The sequence below is a fragment of the Streptomyces sp. NPDC002446 genome, assembly GCF_053595675.1.
Map to the genome: position 1 here is coordinate 1 of NZ_JBSFYC010000119.1, position 15,440 is coordinate 15,440.

A 15,440-nucleotide genomic window follows, 5' to 3' on the forward strand; every position below is an offset into this window, starting at 1 on the left:
ACGGGGCCACACCCCAGCAGGCGGCCGGCCCGCGGCACCGGCGGCCGCGCGGTCGCCGGAGGCCGCGCGGTCGCCGGAGGCCTGGACGGGAGGGGTGCCCTGGACGGCGGCCGGGGTGCTGACCGCTATCGCAGCCGGGGCAGTAGCGCTATCGTTGGCTCTCATGCAAGAGCGTAGCAGTGGTGCCGAACTGGCCGCGATCCTCCGCAGGGAGCTGAATCGCTACTCTCCGGGTGAGAAGCTGCCATCGAGTCGCGCCCTCGTGGAGCGGCACCGGGTCAGCCCGGTGACCGTCTCCCGGGCGCTGGCCGAACTGGCCGCCGAGGGCCTGGTCGTCACCCGGCCCGGCGCCGGGGCCTTCCGGGCCGAGCCCCGCACCGAGGCACCGCGCCCGCTCGACACCTCCTGGCAGGAGATCGCGCTGAGCGCGGAACCGGCCGGCGACCAGGCTCCGCGCAGCGTGGACGCCAGCGGTGTGCTGGCCACGCTCGCCACACCGGCCCCCGGCGTCATCGAACTCAACGGCGGCTACCTCCACCCCGGTCTGCAGCCCGAACGCGCCCTGTCCGCCGCCCTCGCGCGGGCCGGGCGCCGGCCGGGCGCCTGGGGACGGCCGCCGGTCGAGGGCGTGCCGGAGCTGCGCGCCTGGTTCGCACGGGAGATCGGCGGGCCCACCGGCGCGGTCGCCGCGAGCGATGTCCTCGTCACCGCCGGCGGGCAGAACGCGCTGACCGCCGCGCTGCGCGCGCTCGCCGCGCCCGGCGCCCCGGTGCTCGTCGAGTCCCCGACCTACCCGGGCATGCTCGCCGTCGCCCGCGCCTCCGGTGTGCGGCCGGTGCCGGTACCGATGGACGCGGACGGGGTGCGTACGGATCTGCTCGCCGACGCCTTCCGGGCCAGCGGGGCGCGGCTGTTCGTCTGCCAGTCGCTGTTCCAGAACCCGACCGGAGTGGTGCTGGCCGGCGAGCGGCGGCGCGAGGTGCTGCGGGTGGCCCGCGCGGCCGGCGCGTTCGTGATCGAGGACGACTTCGCCCGGCTGCTGGCGCACGACGACGCCCCGGCGCTCCCGCCGACCCTGATGGCGGACGACCACAACGGCACGGTCGTCCACGTCCGCTCCCTGACCAAGGCCACCTCGCCCAACCTCCGGGTCGGCGCCCTCGCCGCCCGCGGCCCGGTCCTCGACCGGCTGCGCGCCATCCAGGTCGTCGACAACTTCTTCGTGCCCGGACCGCTCCAGGAGGCCGCCCTGGAACTCGTCGGCTCGCCCGCCTGGCCGCGCCATCTGCGGCTGATGGCGGGCGAACTGACCGCCCGCCGCAACGCGCTGACCGCCGCCCTCCGCGCACAGCTGCCCGCGCTGGTCGAGCGGGGGCTGGGAGCGGGGACCACGTACGGCGGGGACGGCGGGCGGCACGGCGGCCTGTACGTCCCGCCGGGCGGCTTCCACCTGTGGGCGCGGCTGCCGGACGGCACCGACGAGGCGGCGCTGACCGGTGCGGCGCTGCGGACCGGTGTCGCCGTCGCGGCCGGCCGGCCGTACTTCGCGGCCGAGCCGCCGGCCGCCCATCTGCGGCTGAGCTTCGCGGCCGCGGCCGGCACCGGCGAACTCACCGAGGGCGTCCGCAGGCTGCGTACGGCGTGCGAGGACGTGGGCGTGCCGGTGACCTGACGGCCGGGTGCGCGGGTCGCCGCGCACCCCGCCCACGGGTTCGACGCGGGCCGGGCCCTTCTGCGACCCTCCCGCCATGAACGATCACGCCCTCGACGGCTACCAGCTCTCCACCGACCCGGCCCGCCTGGACGCCGACCTGGTCCACCGGTGGCTGTCCACCGACACCTACTGGGCTCAGGACCGCCCCCGGGAGCTGCACGACCGCGCCGTCGCGGGCTCGCTCAACTTCGGCCTGTACGAGTCCGCTTCGGGCCGCCAGGCCGCCTACGCGCGGGTCGTCACCGACCACGCCACCTTCGCCTGGCTGTGCGACGTCTACGTCCGCCGCGACGACCGCGGCAAGGGCCTGGGCACGGCCCTGGTCGAGGCCATAGCCGAGCACCTGGCCCCCTGCGGGCTGAGCCGGCTGACGCTCGCCACCAAGGACGCCCACGGCGTGTACGAGAAGGTCGGCTTCCGCCCGCTGGTGGCCCCGGAGCAGTGGATGACCCTCGGGCTGATCGACCCGGGCCCTATCGTGATCTGACCAACCGGGGCATCCGGGGCGGCACTGCTCTTACCATCGGCGAATGAGCGTTCGACTCAAGCTGCTCGCCGCGGGCCGCAGCTCCTCGCTGCTGGAGACGCGGTTCGACGACGACCGCCCGCTCGACGCCGCCGGATGGCACGAGGCCGAGCGGGCCGCCCCCGTCCTGTGCCGCCTCGCCGCCGCCGAACTGCGCTACTGCTCGCCGTCGGCCCGCTGCCGGGAGACCGGCGAGGCGCTCGGCCTGCGCCCGCTCGCCCAACCGGCGCTCCGCGACTGCGACATGGGGCGCTGGCGCGGCCGCACCCTGGGCGAGGTGACCGCCGCCGAGCCCCGCGCGGTGGAGACCTGGCTCGCCGACCCGGGCTCCGCCCCGCACGGCGGGGAGTCGCTGCTGGCCTTCATCACCCGCGTCGGCGGCTGGCTGGAGACCCGGCCGGTCGAGGACGCCGCCGGCCTGCTCGCGGTCGCCGAGCCCGGTGTCGTCCGTGCCGCCCTGGTCTACGCGCTCCAGGCGCCGCCGCACTCGTACTGGCGGATCAACGTCCAGCCGCTGTCGGTGACCACCCTCGCCCGCCGCTCCAGCGGGTGGGACCTGCAGCTGGAGGCATAGGCCCGCACCACCCGGAAAGCCCATCGCGAGGTGCGCACCGCCGGACCGGGCGCTTGTCTCTGACTATGCGAATACGCCACATTCCTCTGTACGGGCTGGTCGCCGGCGCCCTGGTGGTGTCCGTCCTGATCTTCGGCGGCGGTGGCGGAGTGGACGCCGCCACCGGGGCCGTTTCCGACGCCGTGCACCACGCCGTCACCAGGCCCGTTCCCACTCCGGGCGCCTCCCGCGCGGTGGTCGTCCAGCCCGACACCGTGGCACCGGGCGACACCTTCTCCGTCTACGACGGCGGCAACTGCCGGGGAGAGCCGGCCGAGGCCAGCTTCGGCGGCGCGGATATCCCGGCCCTGCCGCTGTCGTCGCTCAGCAGTCAGAACGGCGGCACCGCGGTCCTGCCAGAGGGCATCGCGCCCGGCGCGTACCCGGTCACCGTCACCTGCGGCGCGACGGGCGGCGACGTGGGGCGTGCCGAGCCCGGAGGGGCAGGCGACCAGCAGCGCGTCACCGACCACGGCACGGCGGAACGCGCCCCGGGCCAGGGCGAGGAAGGCGGCGAACACCGCGGCGGGGCGGACCGGCGGACCTTCACCGGCACCCTGACCGTCTCCGACGCCGGCGACGGGGTCGTCCCCCGGGGCGGCTCGGACACCGGCCTCGGCGGCGCGGCCCACACCGGCTCCGACGCGACGGCCCTCGGCGGTGTGCTGCTGCTGGGCGCGGCCGGCTGGGGAGTGCTCACCCGCCGCCGGCGCACCCGCGGCCCGCGGGACTGACGGCGGTGACCGCCCACCCGCCGCGCCGCGGCCCCACCCTCGGCCTGGTCCTCGGCATCGTCACGTCCCTCATCGCGGCCGGGTCCCTCGCCCTCGCCGCCGCCCGGCTGCGCGACCGCGACGCGACCAGCCGGGTCGACGGCGGTACCCACACCGTCCTGCGCACCGAGATAGCCCGGAGCCTCAGCGGCCAGCTCACCCTGCCGTTCCGCAACGGCCCCGACGCGGTGCGCTGCTTCGGCGACCTCAGGCCCGTGCCGTCCGCCCAGGTGCGCTGCACCGCGCACTTCCCCCTCGGCCCCGACCGCCGGCTGACCGTCCAGGTCACCCGCGTCCAGCACGACAGGGTCACCTACCGCCGGCACGCCGTCCCCCGGTGACCGCCCGGCCCGCGCAGCTCAGCGGGTCAGCCAGGCGTTCGCCGCCTCGACCCGGCTGCCCACCCGCAGCTTCGCGTACGCGTGCTCCAGGTGCTTGTCGACGGTGCGGGGGCTGATCGCCAGCCGGCGGGCGATCTGCTGGTTCGTCAGACCGCGGGCGAGCAGGGTGAGTACGGCCGACTCCCGGCGGGTGACCGGGGGCGGGACGGACAGCGGCGGGGCGAGCCGGTCCAGGGCGTGGCTGAGCCGGGTGCGCAGCAGGGCGGCGGCCGCCACGTCGTCGTCGGAGAAGTCGCTGCCGCTGCGGCTGATCGCCATGCAGACCTTGCGCGGTACGCCCTCGGCGTAGCCGGCCGGGAACGACATCGCGAGCTGCTGCTCGGCGCCGAACGGCCGGTAGACGTCGGTGTAGGCGGCCAGGGCGTGGAACTCCCTGCGGGTCTGCAGCGTCGAGCGGCGCATCGGCGTACCGGAGCCGGAGACGGTGTGCCGCACGAGCGAGTCGGTCGCCGCCTCGCGCGCGAAGGCCTCCCGTACGTCCTCACTGAGCAGGTCGGCGGGCAGCGTCAGCGGCCGGTCGCTGGAACCGGCGCGCGGCGACCAGATGATGCTGTCGCCGGGGACCGCGGAGAGCATCACCGGAAGCAGCGCCGGAACAAGGGTCTCCTCGTCGACGGCATCGATCAACAGGTCCACGACGGCGAGAATGCGTCGCAGCCCGGCCTCCCCGGCCGCATTCATACTCCCAGCGTACGAGGGGGTAGGGGGCAGTCAAGGCAGGCCGCCGGGGCCCGGGGGTGACACCCGGCCGGCCGGGGGAAGACCGGCCGGGCGGCGTCGGGCGCGCTCAGCGCCCGACGGTATCGATGCGGCCGGCCGGGCCCGCCGGGGCGAGCCGCCGGCCGCCGCGGAACGCCTCCATCAGGCTGTCCTCGGTGGCGTAGAGGGCCTGCATCATGGTGAAGAGTCCGGCGGCGTAGGTGGGCAGTGCGGGGTACGCCAGGACCGCGGCGTGCGCGTCGGGCAGTTCGTAGGTGTCGGTGCCCGGCACCTGGACGACGTACTCACCGGCCACCTGGGCCGCGAGCCACTCGCGGACGTAGCGCTCCACGAGGCCGGTGCGGTCGGCGAGCTGCGCGGAGGTGAGCGGACCGGCACCGGCCATGGCCGAGTACAGGCCCAGCCGGTCACCGAGCGACGTGCACAGCCCCGCCACCGCCGCCGCGCCGTCGGTGATCACTCTCGCCAGGAACTCCTGCACCCGCGCCTCGTCCACGACGGCCCCACGACCGGCACCGGCGGGCCACGCCATCCCTCCCACCTCCCAGCCCCCCTCCTCTCTCGCTGGTTTGTTCTCTCACTTCTCACTACCGCTCTTCTCCCACTCCAGCAGCCGGGCCGCCCCTCGCGCCATACGGGATTCGCCGTATGCGGAGGGGCGGGGGCGCGGGCCGACACTGGGAGCGGAGGAGGTGCGCCATGCGCAAGAAGATCGACTGCCGGGACCACCCGAGCGAGACGCACTGCAGCCTCGTCATCTCCGGCGAGGAGGAGGAAGTGATCCGCGCCGCCACCGAGCACGCGGTCTCCGTCCACGGCCACACCGACAGCCCCGAGCTGCGCGAGCAGATCAGGTCGCTGCTGAAGAACGAGATCCCGCAGCCCGCGTGACGCGCGGCCGTGCGGGCGGGGGGCCTACGACCGGCGGCGGGGCCTGCCGCGCTTGGCGCCCCTGGCGCCGCCGGCACCGCCCCGTGCGTTCCGGCCGGCCGGCTTGCCCGCCGACTTCGCGGCCGCGGGCTTGCGCCGCGCGCCACCGCCGTCGGACCGCTTGTCCTTGCCCTTCGCCTCTTCCGGCGCCGGGCGGCGTCCCCGTGAGCTGTTGACGGTCCGCCCGCGGACGATCCCGATGAAGTCCTCCACCAGATCGGTGGTCTCCTCCTGCGGCCACGACAGGGCTACGCGCGACTCGGGAGCGTCCGTCACCGGCCGGTACGTCAGGTCCTTGCGGTGGTGCAGGCGGGCCAGCGACTGCGGGACGACGAGCACTCCCACCCCCGCCGCCACCAGCGCGATGGCGTCCTCGGTCGTGGCCGGCCGTTCGATCGCGGGCCGCCCGGGCAGCCGCTCCCAGTCGAGGGTGTCATCGAGCGGGTGCAGCACGATGTCGTCGGCCAGGTCCCCGGCGGACACCTCGTCGACCGCCGCCACGAGGTGGTCCTTCGGGACCACGACCACCGTCGTCTCGGTGTAGAGCGGGATCGCGCTGAGGTCCTCCCGGTCGACCGGCAGCCGCACGAAGCCCGCGTCGGCGCCGCCGTCCCGCAGGACGTCGCACGCTTCGGCGGCGGGCACCCCGATGAGGGTCAGGGGGATGTCGGGCAGCCGCTCGTTCCAGATCCGCACCCATTTGGCGGGTGTCACTCCCGGGACATAAGCGAGCCGGAACGAGGGGGATTCTTCCGAGCCGGTCACGTCACCAGGCTATCCGGTCGTGGTCAGAGGTAGCGCACATGCTCGATACCCTTGAACCATGACGTCGCACAAGACCGCCCAGACGATGAAGCCCGCGACCGCGGCGAAGAAGCTGGGTGTGTACCTCGAGGCCACCCCCGCCGAGTTCCAGGAGGGTGTCGTCTCGCGCACCGAGCTGAACGCGCTGCAGGCCGATCCGCCCGAGTGGCTCCAGGAGCTGCGGCGCAACGGCCCGCACCCGCGGCCGGTGGTCGCGGCGAAGCTGGGCGTGTCCATCTCGGGCCTCGCGCGCGGCGGAGTCACCGAGCCCCTGACCACCGAGCAGATCGACGCGCTCAAGCAGGAGAGCCCCGAATGGCTCCAGAAGGAGCGCGCCACCCAGGCCGAGGTCCGCAAGGAGGCCGTCCGCATCAAGGAGCAGCAGGCGGCTCGGGACGCCGCTCCCGGCTCCGACCGCTCCTGACGGCGGCGCCGCCCTCGTCGAGCCGGTCGACGAGCACCATCGCCACATCGTCGGCCAGGCGGCCGTCGGTGTGGCGCAGCAGCGCCCGGTGCAGCTCTTCCAGGAATTCCGGGACGCCGAGGGTCTGCATCGCTTCCATCGTCTCGGCGAGCGGGAAGAAGTCGTTGTCGCGGTTGCGCGCCTCCATCACGCCGTCGGTGTACAGCAGCAGGCGGTCGCCGGGGACGAAGGGATAGCTCTCGGCCTTCTCGCAGGGACCGTCGACGAGGTCCTCCAGACCGAGCGGCGGCTGCGGCGTGGCGGGCGTCAGGGCCCGGACCCGGCCCTGATGCAGTATCAGCGGAGGCGGATGACCCCGGTTGACCAGCTGCACCACGGGTCCCGCGGGCACCTGGGCCATGAGCGCGGTGGTGAACCCCTCCGCCAGGGTTTCCGGATCGTAGGCGCCCGGCACGGCGGCCTCCCGCCGCAGCGCTGCCGAACAGCGGTCCATGACGTCCGCCAGGTCGTCCTCGTAGTGCACGGCCTCGCGGAACGCGCCCAGCGCCACCGCTACGGCGCGCACCGCGGACAGTCCCTTGCCCCGGACGTCCCCCACGATCATCCGGACGCCGTACGGAGTCTGCACGGCCTCGTACAGATCCCCGCCGACCTGCGCCCCGGTCCCGGCCGCGAGGCACAGGCTGGCCGCCCGCACCGAGCCCAGCCGCGCGGGGACGGGCCGCAGGATGACGTCCTGTGCCGCCACGGCGATCCGGCGGACCTGGTCCAGCTCGCTCTTCCTGCGCGTACGTACCGCGCTGCTCATCGTGACGCTGGCGACGGACACCAGGAGCAGGCCCAGGAGGTTGCCGTAGACCTGCGGGGTGCCCCACGAGTGGTTGTGGGTGGCGGTGGTGAGGTTGACGCCCAGAGCGGCGGCGGCCGTGGCGAGGGTGCCCTTCGGGCCCATCGTCAGGGCGGCCAGGGCCGGCGTCGCGGTGAGGGTCGGGCCGGTGACCAGGACGTGTGCCGGCGTGAGCTCGATGACCAGCACGACCAGCGCGATCGCGAAGGGGACACACTGCGCCAGCGCGAAGAGGACCCTCTTGTGACCGTCGGCTTCCGGGCGGGGAGGCGGGCGGAAGAGCCACCGCATGGGTACAGCCTGCCTCGCCGGAGGTGAGTGTTCCACTCAGTGCCGTGGGCCGACCCCGGCGGGAGCGCCGGATATCGGGGGCGCCGCCCGGGGCGGTCACGCGCCGGCCGCCCACCCCGGCACCGTCGGCAGCACCTTCTCGGCGACGCGGAGCAGCACCTCGTCGTCCGGCACCGCGCCGTCCGCGCGCCACAGGACCACCTCGAACGAGCCGCCGCTGTCCTTCGCGTCCTGGGCCACGGTCAGGGCGCGGGCCGGGACGCCGGGACCGCTGTCGGTGTCGCTCCCGTCGAGGCGGAACCTGATGCTGATGGTGCGGTCCGAGTAGAGGACCGCCGGGCGGTCCAGCACCTTGCGCTGCCGTGCGCCTTCCCCCAGCAGCCCGGCGGACCCGGCCACCGGATGACGGTCGTAGGTGGCCGACAGCGTCACGGTGTAGTTCTCGAACTCGACCTGGGCGGACGGAGTGGCGATCTCCTTGCCGCCCGCGAGCTTGACGGAGCCGCCGCTGCCGCCGGCGGTCTTGGCCTTCTGTCCCGGTGTGCCCAGCAGGTCGGCGAGGTCGGGACGGTTCAGCGCCTTGCACAGCTGCGCCCCGGACACCCGCCGGGACGCCTTCTCCGGCTCCCCGCCCGAGCATGTGGCAGGCGACGGGGCACCGTCCGAGGACGACGACTCCTCCCCGACCGCCCACAGGCCGACGCAGAGCGCCGCCACCACCGCCACGGCCGCAATGGCCTGCCCCATGCGCCCGCACCCTTCGCGGGCGCGTCGAAATCTTCTGCCATATCCCCCACCGGCTGTGATCCCCCGATACGTGCCCGGGGACCTTAACCCGTGATCATCGGGCGGACAAGGAAAAAAGGAACCCCTGCCGGCCGCTTCTCCGCAACGGCATGGCAACGGCATTGCATAAAACTGCCACGTTCCGTATAGTCATGCCATCGAGAAGGAGGGTCCATGACGGTACGAGCGGCAGTCGCCGGGGCGAGCGGGTATGCGGGCGGTGAGGTCCTGCGCCTGCTTCTGGGGCACCCGGAGGTCGAGATCGGCGCGCTGACCGGGCACTCCAACGCGGGCCAGCGCCTGGGGTCGCTGCAGCCGCAGCTGCTTCCGCTGGCCGACCGGGAGCTCCAGCCGACCTCCGCCGAGGTGCTGGCCGGCCACGACGTCGTCTTCCTCGCGCTGCCGCACGGCCAGTCCGCCGCGGTCGCCGAGGAGCTCGGACCGGACGTCCTCGTCGTCGACATGGGCGCCGACTTCCGGCTGAAGGACGCGGCGGACTGGCAGCGGTTCTACGGCAGCGAGCACGCCGGGACCTGGCCCTACGGCCTCCCCGAACTTCCGGGTTGCCGTGCTGCGCTGGAGGGGTCCAAGCGCATCGCGGTGCCCGGTTGCTACCCGACCGCCGTCTCGCTCGCGCTCTTCCCCGCGTACGCCGCCGGACTCGTCGAGAGCGAGGCCGTGATCGTCGCCGCGTCCGGCACCTCCGGCGCGGGCAAGGCGGCCAAGCCGCATCTGCTCGGCTCGGAGGTCATGGGCTCCATGTCCCCGTACGGCGTGGGCGGTGTGCACCGGCACACCCCCGAGATGATCCAGAACCTCGGCGCGGTCGCGGGCGAGCCGGTCACCGTCTCCTTCACGCCGACCCTCGCCCCGATGCCGCGCGGCATCCTCGCCACGTGCAGCGCCAAGGCCAGGCCGGGCGTCACCGCGGAGACGGTGCGCGCCGCGTACCACAAGACGTTCGCGGACGAGCCCTTCGTACATCTGCTGCCCGAGGGCCAGTGGCCCGCCACGGCGTCCGTGTACGGCTCGAACGCCGCGCACCTCCAGGTGGCGTACGACGAGGCGGCCGGCCGGGTCATCGTGATCAGCGCCATCGACAACCTCACCAAGGGCACCGCGGGCGGCGCCCTGCAGTCCATGAACATCGCCCTCGGTCTTGACGAAACCACCGGACTTTCTACGATCGGAGTCGCGCCGTGAGTGTGACGGCAGCCAAGGGATTCACGGCGGCGGGCATCGCCGCCGGGATCAAAGCCCCTCTCGCCAATGGGAGTGGCCGCAACCCGGACCTGGCCCTCGTGGTCAACAACGGGCCGCGACTGGCCGCCGCCGGCGTCTTCACCGCCAACCGCGTCAAGGCCGCGCCGGTCGTCTGGTCCGAGCAGGTCCTCAAGGGCGCCGAGCTGTCGGCCGTCGTACTGAACTCCGGTGGCGCCAACGCCTGTACGGGACCGAAGGGCTTCCAGGACACCCATGCCACCGCGGAGAAGGTCGCCGCGTCGCTGAACGCGGCGGGTCACGACGAGACGGGCGGGCACGCCGCGGGCACGGTCGCCGTCTGCTCGACGGGTCTGATCGGGGTCCCGCTGCCGATGGACAAGCTGCTGCCCGGAGTTGACAAGGCGGTCGCCCAACTCAGCCCGCACGGCGGCGAGAAGGCCGCGATCGCCATCAAGACCACCGACAGCGTGCACAAGACCGCCGTCGCCCGGGGCGACGGCTGGACGGTCGGCGGTATGGCCAAGGGCGCCGGCATGCTCGCCCCCGGCCTGGCCACCATGCTCGTCGTGCTCACCACCGACGCCGACCTCGGCAGCGACGTCCTGGACAAGGCCCTGCGCGCCGCCACCAAGGTCACCTTCGACCGCGTCGACTCCGACGGCTGCATGTCGACCAACGACACCGTGCTGCTGCTCGCCTCCGGTGCCTGCGGAATCACGCCGGAGTACGAGGAGTTCGCCGAGGCCGTACGGGCCGTCTGTGACGACCTCGCCCAGCAGCTGATCCGCGACGCCGAGGGCGCCAGCAAGGACATCCGCATCGAGGTGATCAACGCCGCGAGCGAGGACGACGCCGTCGAGGTCGGCCGCTCCATCGCCCGGAACAACCTCCTCAAGTGCGCCATCCACGGTGAGGACCCCAACTGGGGCCGGGTGCTCTCCGCGATCGGCACCACCTCCGCCGTCTTCGAGCCCGACCAGCTCAACGTCGCCATCAACGACGTCTGGGTCTGCAAGAACGGCTCCGTGGGGGAGGACCGCGAGCTGGTCGACATGCGCTACCGGGAGGTGCGGATCACCGCCGACCTCGCCGCCGGCACCGAGTCCGCGGTCATCTGGGGCAACGACCTCACCGCCGACTACGTCCACGAGAACAGCGCGTACTCCTCATGAGCACGACGCGCAAGCACACCGCGCTGCCCAAGGCCCGCACCCTCATCGAGGCGCTGCCCTGGCTGACCCGGCACCACGGCAAGACCGTCGTCATCAAGTTCGGCGGCAACGCGATGGTCGACGACGAGCTCAAGCGGGCCTTCGCCCAGGACGTGGTCTTCCTGCGGCACGCCGGGCTGCGCCCGGTCGTCGTGCACGGCGGCGGCCCGCAGATCAGCGCCCATCTGGACCTGCTCGGCCTGGAGTCGGAGTTCAAGGGCGGCCTGCGGGTCACCACCCCCGAGGCGATGAGCGTCGTACGGATGGTGCTGGCCGGCCAGGTGCAGCGCGAGCTCGTCGGGCTGCTCAACGAGCACGGCCCGCTGGCCGTCGGCATGACCGGCGAGGACGCCCATCTGATGACCGCGACCAAGCACTACGCGGACATCGACGGCGAGCGGGTGGACATCGGCCGGGTCGGTGAGATCACCGCCATCGACCCGGGCGCGGTGCACGCCCTGCTGGACGACGGCCGGATCCCGGTCATCTCCTCCATCGCCCGCAGCGGCGACGAGGCGGACCGCGCCGCCGGTGAATCCGGTGTCTTCAACGTCAACGCCGACACCGCCGCGGCCGCGCTGGCCGCCGCGCTCGGCGCCGAGACGCTGATGGTGCTCACCGACGTCGAGGGCCTCTACGAGGACTGGCCCCACAGCGACGAGGTGATCTCCCGCCTCACCGCCAGCCAGCTGGAGAAGCTGCTGCCCGACCTGGCCAGCGGCATGGTCCCCAAGATGCAGGGCTGTCTGCACGCCGTCCGCAACGGCGTGCACACCGCCCGGGTCATCGACGGGCGGGTCCAGCACTCGATCCTGCTGGAGATCTTCACGGACGAGGGAATCGGCACGATGGTCGTGCCCGACACCAACACGATCGAGGGGGCGACATGACCCGGGCGGCACACGGCCAGGGGGCTGCGGTGACCAACGAGGGCCTCACCCGGCGCTGGCAGGGCGCCATGATGGACAACTTCGGCACCCCCCGCATCCCGCTGGTACGCGGTGAGGGCGCCAAGGTCTGGGACGCCGACGGCAAGGAGTACCTCGACTTCCTCGGCGGCATCGCGGTCAACGCGCTCGGCCACGCCCACCCTGCGGTGCTCCGCGCGGTCTCCGACCAGGTCGCCACGCTCGGCCATGTCTCCAACTTCTTCGTCACCGAGCCCACCGTGGCGCTCGCCGAGCGGCTGCTCGCGCTGGCCGGGCGGCCGGGCCGGGTCTACTTCTCCAACTCGGGCGCCGAGGCCAACGAAGCCGCCTTCAAGATCGGCCGGCTGACCGGCCGCACCCACATGGTCTCCACGGCCGGCGGCTTCCACGGCCGCACCATGGGCGCCCTGGCCCTCACCGGCCAGCCCGCCAAGCAGGCCCCGTTCGCCCCGCTGCCCGGCGAGGTCGACTACGTCCCGTACGGGGACGCCGACGCCCTCCGCGCCGCCGTGACCCGCGACACCGCCTTCGTCATCCTGGAGCCCGTCCAGGGCGAGAACGGCGTGGTCGTCCCGCCGCCCGGCTACCTCCAGGCCGCCCGCGAGATCACCGCCGCCACCGGCACCCTGCTCGTCCTCGACGAGATCCAGACCGGTATCGGCCGGACCGGGCACTGGCTGGAGTCCCGGGCCCAGGGCGTGGAGGCGGACGTCATCACGCTCGCCAAGGGCCTGGGCGGCGGGCTGCCGATCGGCGCGACGCTGGCCTTCGGCCCGGCCGCCGACCTGCTCACGCCCGGCTCGCACGGCTCGACGTTCAGCGGCAACCCGGTCGTCTGCGCCGCCGCCCTCGCCGTCCTCGACACCATCGAGAAGGAAGGCCTACTGGAGAACGTCAAGCGCGTCGGCGAACGGCTGCGGGACGGGATCGAGGCCCTGGGGCACCCATTGGTCGGCCAGGTCCGCGGTGCGGGCCTGCTCCTCGGTATCGTCTTGACCGAGTCCCTCGCGCCGAAGGTGCAGCAGGCGGCTCAGGACGCGGGCCTCCTGGTGAACGCGGTCGCGCCGGACGTCATCCGGCTCGCCCCGCCGCTCATCGTCTCCGACGAGGAAGCGGAGGTGTTCCTCCGGAGGCTGCCCGCCGTCCTCGACTTGGCCCAGCAGGGGGCCCACGGGGAACAACGATCCGGAGACTGACGAAACCGATGACCGAGTCGCAGGACAACGGGGTGCACAACGGCCAGGCCGTACCGCAGACCCGCACCGCCCGCCACCGCCGGATCGTGGACATCCTCAACCGGCTGCCGGTCCGCTCCCAGAGCCAGCTCGCGAAGCTGCTCGCCGACGACGGCCTGTCCGTCACCCAGGCGACGCTCTCCCGCGACCTGGACGAGCTGGGCGCGGTGAAGATCCGCAACACCGGCGGTGAGCTGATCTACGCGGTGCCCAGCGAGGGCGGCGACCGCAAGCCGCGGGCGCCGCTGGGGGAGTCGGCCAAGGAAGAGCGGATGCGCCGGCTCTCCGGCGAGCTGCTGATCTCCGCCGAGGCCTCCGCCAACCTCGTCGTCCTGCGCACCCCGCCGGGCGCCGCCCAGTTCCTGGCGTCCGCCATCGACCAGGCCGAACTGCACGACATCCTCGGCACCATCGCCGGCGACGACACCCTGATGCTCATCAGCCGCGACCCGGCGGGCGGCCAGGCGCTCGCGGACCATCTGCTGCGGCTGGCGCAGAAGGCGCACTGACGGGCGCACCCACGGGCGCACTGACGGGCCCCGCCCGGCGACGCCTCCCCGCCGGGCGGCCCGTCCCACGGCCGCCCCACATCACTCGCAGTGCCGAAAAATGTGCATATAGTGACAGAGGTTCCCCACACTCGGCTGCGCCGGCCGCGCCCGGTCCGCAGAAAGGAGCGCCGGAGAGTGAAGCCTTGGAAGCCTCTGTGCAAGGGCGGGCTGCGCAACAGGGTGATCGGTGCGGCGGCGGTCTCCGGCGCCCTGGCCCTGACGGCGTGCAGTGCGAACGACACCTCCGGCCCCGCCGCCGCGTCGCCGGGCGCCGGCACCAAGGCGACCGCCGGTGAGACCGCCGGGATCGCCTGCGGAAAGCCGGCCACGGTGAACGCCTCCGGATCGACGGCGCAGCAGTACGCCATGAAGTACTGGATCAAGAACTACACCCGGGCCTGCCCCGGCACCAAGATCAACTACACCGGTAACGGCTCCGGGGCCGGCCAGGACGAGTTCCTCCAGGGCCGGACCGCCTTCGCGGGCTCGGACTCCCCGCTGACCGCCGCCCAGATGGACAGCTCCAAGAAGACCTGCTCCGGCGGCCACGCCGTCCATCTGCCGGTGGTCGGCGGGCCGATCGCCATCGGCTACCGCCTGCCCGGCGTCGACCGGCTGATCCTGGACGCCCCGACGATCGCCAAGATCTTCAACGGCCAGATCACCACCTGGAACGATCCGGCGATCGCCCGCCTCAACAAGGGCGCCAAGCTGCCGTCGACGCCGATCCGGCAGTTCCACCGCTCCGACTCCTCCGGTACGACGGACAACTTCACCGCCTACCTCCGCGCCGCCGCCCCCAACGCCTGGCCCTACGAGCACAACAAGGAGTGGCAGGCCAAGGGCGGCAAGGGGGTGGAGGGTTCCTCGGACCTCGCCGCCCAAGTGCAGCGGACCGAGGGCGCGATCGGCTACTTCGAGCTGCCGTACGCGGTCGCCCGGATGATCCGCACGGTCTCCGTCGACACCGGCGCACCGGCCCCCGTCGACGCCAATGTGATCTCGGCGTCACAGGCGATCGCCGGCGCCAAGCCCGTCGACGGCGCCGACATGGTCCTCCAGCTCGACTACGGCACCAAGGCCGCCGGGGCCTACCCGATCGACGGGGTCACCTACGAGATCGTCTGCAACAAGGGCAACAAGCCGGAGACCTGGCCCGCCACCAAGGCGTTCCTGACCTACATCGCCAGCCAGAAGGGCCAGGAGAGCCTGACCTTCCAGGGCTACGCCACCCTCCCGGCCGAGGTCGTCAACAAGGTCCGCGCCGAGATCGGCAAGCTGTCGTGAGACGCGGCCGGCGGCAGCCTGTACGGCCGCCGGCCCGGGCCCGAGCGCGAGCGCAACGGAAAAGGTCCGCTGAGCTGGAATTCCTCCAGTTCAGCGGACCTCTTCGCACCGTCGGGACGACAGGATTTGAACCTGCGACCCCTTGACCCCCAGTCAAGTGCGGGTCGCCGACGG

Annotated in this window: 18 protein-coding genes; 13 read left to right on the top strand and 5 right to left on the bottom strand. The window is 73.3% G+C overall.

The window, feature by feature from the left end:
• Nucleotides 1-163: 163 nt before the first annotated feature.
• From ACWD6P_RS35400 to ACWD6P_RS35420, 5 genes are all read left to right on the top strand, one after another.
• Complete coding sequence (locus ACWD6P_RS35400) at nt 164-1,672, top strand: aminotransferase-like domain-containing protein (RefSeq protein ID WP_451448321.1); 1,509 nt, start codon at nt 164-166, stop codon at nt 1,670-1,672.
• A 76-nt stretch (nt 1,673-1,748) separates the two neighbouring features.
• The gene (locus ACWD6P_RS35405) at nt 1,749-2,201 is read left to right on the top strand and encodes a GNAT family N-acetyltransferase (RefSeq protein ID WP_451448322.1); all 453 of its coding nucleotides are present in this window, start codon (nt 1,749-1,751) and stop codon (nt 2,199-2,201) included.
• A gap of 43 nt (nt 2,202-2,244) precedes the next feature.
• Nucleotides 2,245-2,814: a histidine phosphatase family protein gene (locus ACWD6P_RS35410; protein WP_451448323.1), complete on the top strand. Its 570-nt coding sequence runs from the start codon at nt 2,245-2,247 to the stop codon at nt 2,812-2,814.
• Nucleotides 2,815-2,879: 65 nt separating this feature from the next.
• A complete protein-coding gene (locus ACWD6P_RS35415) occupies nt 2,880-3,587 on the top strand; it encodes a hypothetical protein (protein ID WP_451448324.1) in 708 nt (235 codons plus the stop codon).
• 5 nt (nt 3,588-3,592) lie between these two features.
• Nucleotides 3,593-3,967, top strand: a complete 375-nt coding sequence (locus ACWD6P_RS35420) for a DUF4333 domain-containing protein (protein ID WP_451448325.1) — start codon at nt 3,593-3,595, stop codon at nt 3,965-3,967.
• A gap of 18 nt (nt 3,968-3,985) precedes the next feature.
• On the opposite strand, the gene ACWD6P_RS35425 is transcribed toward ACWD6P_RS35420, so the two are convergent.
• Both ACWD6P_RS35425 and ACWD6P_RS35430 read right to left on the bottom strand, forming a co-directional pair.
• Nucleotides 3,986-4,708, bottom strand: coding sequence for a response regulator transcription factor (locus ACWD6P_RS35425; protein ID WP_451448326.1), 723 nt, complete (start codon nt 4,706-4,708; stop codon nt 3,986-3,988).
• A gap of 106 nt (nt 4,709-4,814) precedes the next feature.
• Complete coding sequence (locus ACWD6P_RS35430; protein WP_451448327.1) at nt 4,815-5,279, bottom strand: hypothetical protein; 465 nt, start codon at nt 5,277-5,279, stop codon at nt 4,815-4,817.
• Nucleotides 5,280-5,446: 167 nt separating this feature from the next.
• Between ACWD6P_RS35430 and ACWD6P_RS35435 the strand changes: the two genes are divergently transcribed.
• A complete protein-coding gene (locus tag ACWD6P_RS35435; protein WP_451448328.1) occupies nt 5,447-5,638 on the top strand; it encodes a DUF1059 domain-containing protein in 192 nt (63 codons plus the stop codon).
• A gap of 24 nt (nt 5,639-5,662) precedes the next feature.
• Here the strand turns inward: ACWD6P_RS35435 and ACWD6P_RS35440 are convergent, their stop codons facing one another.
• The gene (locus tag ACWD6P_RS35440; RefSeq protein ID WP_451448329.1) at nt 5,663-6,442 is read right to left on the bottom strand and encodes a LysR substrate-binding domain-containing protein; all 780 of its coding nucleotides are present in this window, start codon (nt 6,440-6,442) and stop codon (nt 5,663-5,665) included.
• A 58-nt stretch (nt 6,443-6,500) separates the two neighbouring features.
• On the opposite strand from ACWD6P_RS35440, the gene ACWD6P_RS35445 reads away from it, so the two are divergent.
• Nucleotides 6,501-6,905: a DUF5997 family protein gene (locus ACWD6P_RS35445; protein WP_451448330.1), complete on the top strand. Its 405-nt coding sequence runs from the start codon at nt 6,501-6,503 to the stop codon at nt 6,903-6,905.
• Here the strand turns inward: ACWD6P_RS35445 and ACWD6P_RS35450 are convergent.
• Nucleotides 6,853-8,043, bottom strand: a complete 1,191-nt coding sequence (locus ACWD6P_RS35450; RefSeq protein ID WP_451448331.1) for a PP2C family protein-serine/threonine phosphatase — start codon at nt 8,041-8,043, stop codon at nt 6,853-6,855. The two genes, ACWD6P_RS35445 and ACWD6P_RS35450, sit on opposite strands and share 53 nt — an antisense overlap.
• Nucleotides 8,044-8,139: 96 nt before the next feature.
• Complete coding sequence (locus ACWD6P_RS35455; RefSeq protein ID WP_451448332.1) at nt 8,140-8,790, bottom strand: DUF6215 domain-containing protein; 651 nt, start codon at nt 8,788-8,790, stop codon at nt 8,140-8,142.
• A 213-nt stretch (nt 8,791-9,003) separates the two neighbouring features.
• On the opposite strand from ACWD6P_RS35455, the gene argC reads away from it, so the two are divergent.
• From argC to pstS, 6 genes are all read left to right on the top strand, one after another.
• The gene (gene argC, locus ACWD6P_RS35460) at nt 9,004-10,032 is read left to right on the top strand and encodes an N-acetyl-gamma-glutamyl-phosphate reductase (RefSeq protein WP_451448333.1); all 1,029 of its coding nucleotides are present in this window, start codon (nt 9,004-9,006) and stop codon (nt 10,030-10,032) included.
• On the top strand, nt 10,029-11,225 hold the full coding sequence (argJ, locus tag ACWD6P_RS35465; protein WP_451448334.1) for a bifunctional glutamate N-acetyltransferase/amino-acid acetyltransferase ArgJ: 1,197 nt from the start codon (nt 10,029-10,031) through the stop codon (nt 11,223-11,225). Before argC ends, argJ begins: the two co-directional genes overlap by 4 nt.
• Entirely contained in the window at nt 11,222-12,154 is a 933-nt protein-coding gene (gene argB, locus ACWD6P_RS35470; RefSeq protein WP_451448335.1) for an acetylglutamate kinase, read from the top strand. Before argJ ends, argB begins: the two co-directional genes overlap by 4 nt.
• On the top strand, nt 12,151-13,389 hold the full coding sequence (locus tag ACWD6P_RS35475) for an acetylornithine transaminase (protein ID WP_451448336.1): 1,239 nt from the start codon (nt 12,151-12,153) through the stop codon (nt 13,387-13,389). The genes argB and ACWD6P_RS35475 overlap by 4 nt, the downstream gene beginning before the upstream one ends.
• Nucleotides 13,390-13,397: 8 nt before the next feature.
• The gene (locus tag ACWD6P_RS35480) at nt 13,398-13,937 is read left to right on the top strand and encodes an arginine repressor (protein ID WP_451448337.1); all 540 of its coding nucleotides are present in this window, start codon (nt 13,398-13,400) and stop codon (nt 13,935-13,937) included.
• 177 nt (nt 13,938-14,114) lie between these two features.
• Entirely contained in the window at nt 14,115-15,266 is a 1,152-nt protein-coding gene (pstS, locus tag ACWD6P_RS35485) for a phosphate ABC transporter substrate-binding protein PstS (protein ID WP_451448338.1), read from the top strand.
• Nucleotides 15,267-15,440 lie beyond the last annotated feature (174 nt).

Excerpts from the sequence above, each read along its gene's own strand:
- ACWD6P_RS35400 (WP_451448321.1), top strand. The coding sequence starts at position 164 with ATGCAAGAGCGTAGCAGTGGTGCCGAACTGGCCGCGATCCTCCGCAGG.
- ACWD6P_RS35405 (WP_451448322.1), top strand. The coding sequence starts at position 1,749 with ATGAACGATCACGCCCTCGACGGCTACCAGCTCTCCACCGACCCGGCC.
- ACWD6P_RS35410 (WP_451448323.1), top strand. The coding sequence starts at position 2,245 with ATGAGCGTTCGACTCAAGCTGCTCGCCGCGGGCCGCAGCTCCTCGCTG.
- ACWD6P_RS35415 (WP_451448324.1), top strand. The coding sequence starts at position 2,880 with ATGCGAATACGCCACATTCCTCTGTACGGGCTGGTCGCCGGCGCCCTG.
- ACWD6P_RS35425 (WP_451448326.1), bottom strand. The coding sequence starts at position 4,708 with ATGAATGCGGCCGGGGAGGCCGGGCTGCGACGCATTCTCGCCGTCGTG.
- ACWD6P_RS35430 (WP_451448327.1), bottom strand. The coding sequence starts at position 5,279 with ATGGCGTGGCCCGCCGGTGCCGGTCGTGGGGCCGTCGTGGACGAGGCG.
- ACWD6P_RS35435 (WP_451448328.1), top strand. The coding sequence starts at position 5,447 with ATGCGCAAGAAGATCGACTGCCGGGACCACCCGAGCGAGACGCACTGC.
- ACWD6P_RS35445 (WP_451448330.1), top strand. The coding sequence starts at position 6,501 with ATGACGTCGCACAAGACCGCCCAGACGATGAAGCCCGCGACCGCGGCG.
- ACWD6P_RS35450 (WP_451448331.1), bottom strand. The coding sequence starts at position 8,043 with ATGCGGTGGCTCTTCCGCCCGCCTCCCCGCCCGGAAGCCGACGGTCAC.
- ACWD6P_RS35455 (WP_451448332.1), bottom strand. The coding sequence starts at position 8,790 with ATGGGGCAGGCCATTGCGGCCGTGGCGGTGGTGGCGGCGCTCTGCGTC.
- argC (WP_451448333.1), top strand. The coding sequence starts at position 9,004 with ATGACGGTACGAGCGGCAGTCGCCGGGGCGAGCGGGTATGCGGGCGGT.
- argB (WP_451448335.1), top strand. The coding sequence starts at position 11,222 with ATGAGCACGACGCGCAAGCACACCGCGCTGCCCAAGGCCCGCACCCTC.
- ACWD6P_RS35475 (WP_451448336.1), top strand. The coding sequence starts at position 12,151 with ATGACCCGGGCGGCACACGGCCAGGGGGCTGCGGTGACCAACGAGGGC.
- ACWD6P_RS35480 (WP_451448337.1), top strand. The coding sequence starts at position 13,398 with ATGACCGAGTCGCAGGACAACGGGGTGCACAACGGCCAGGCCGTACCG.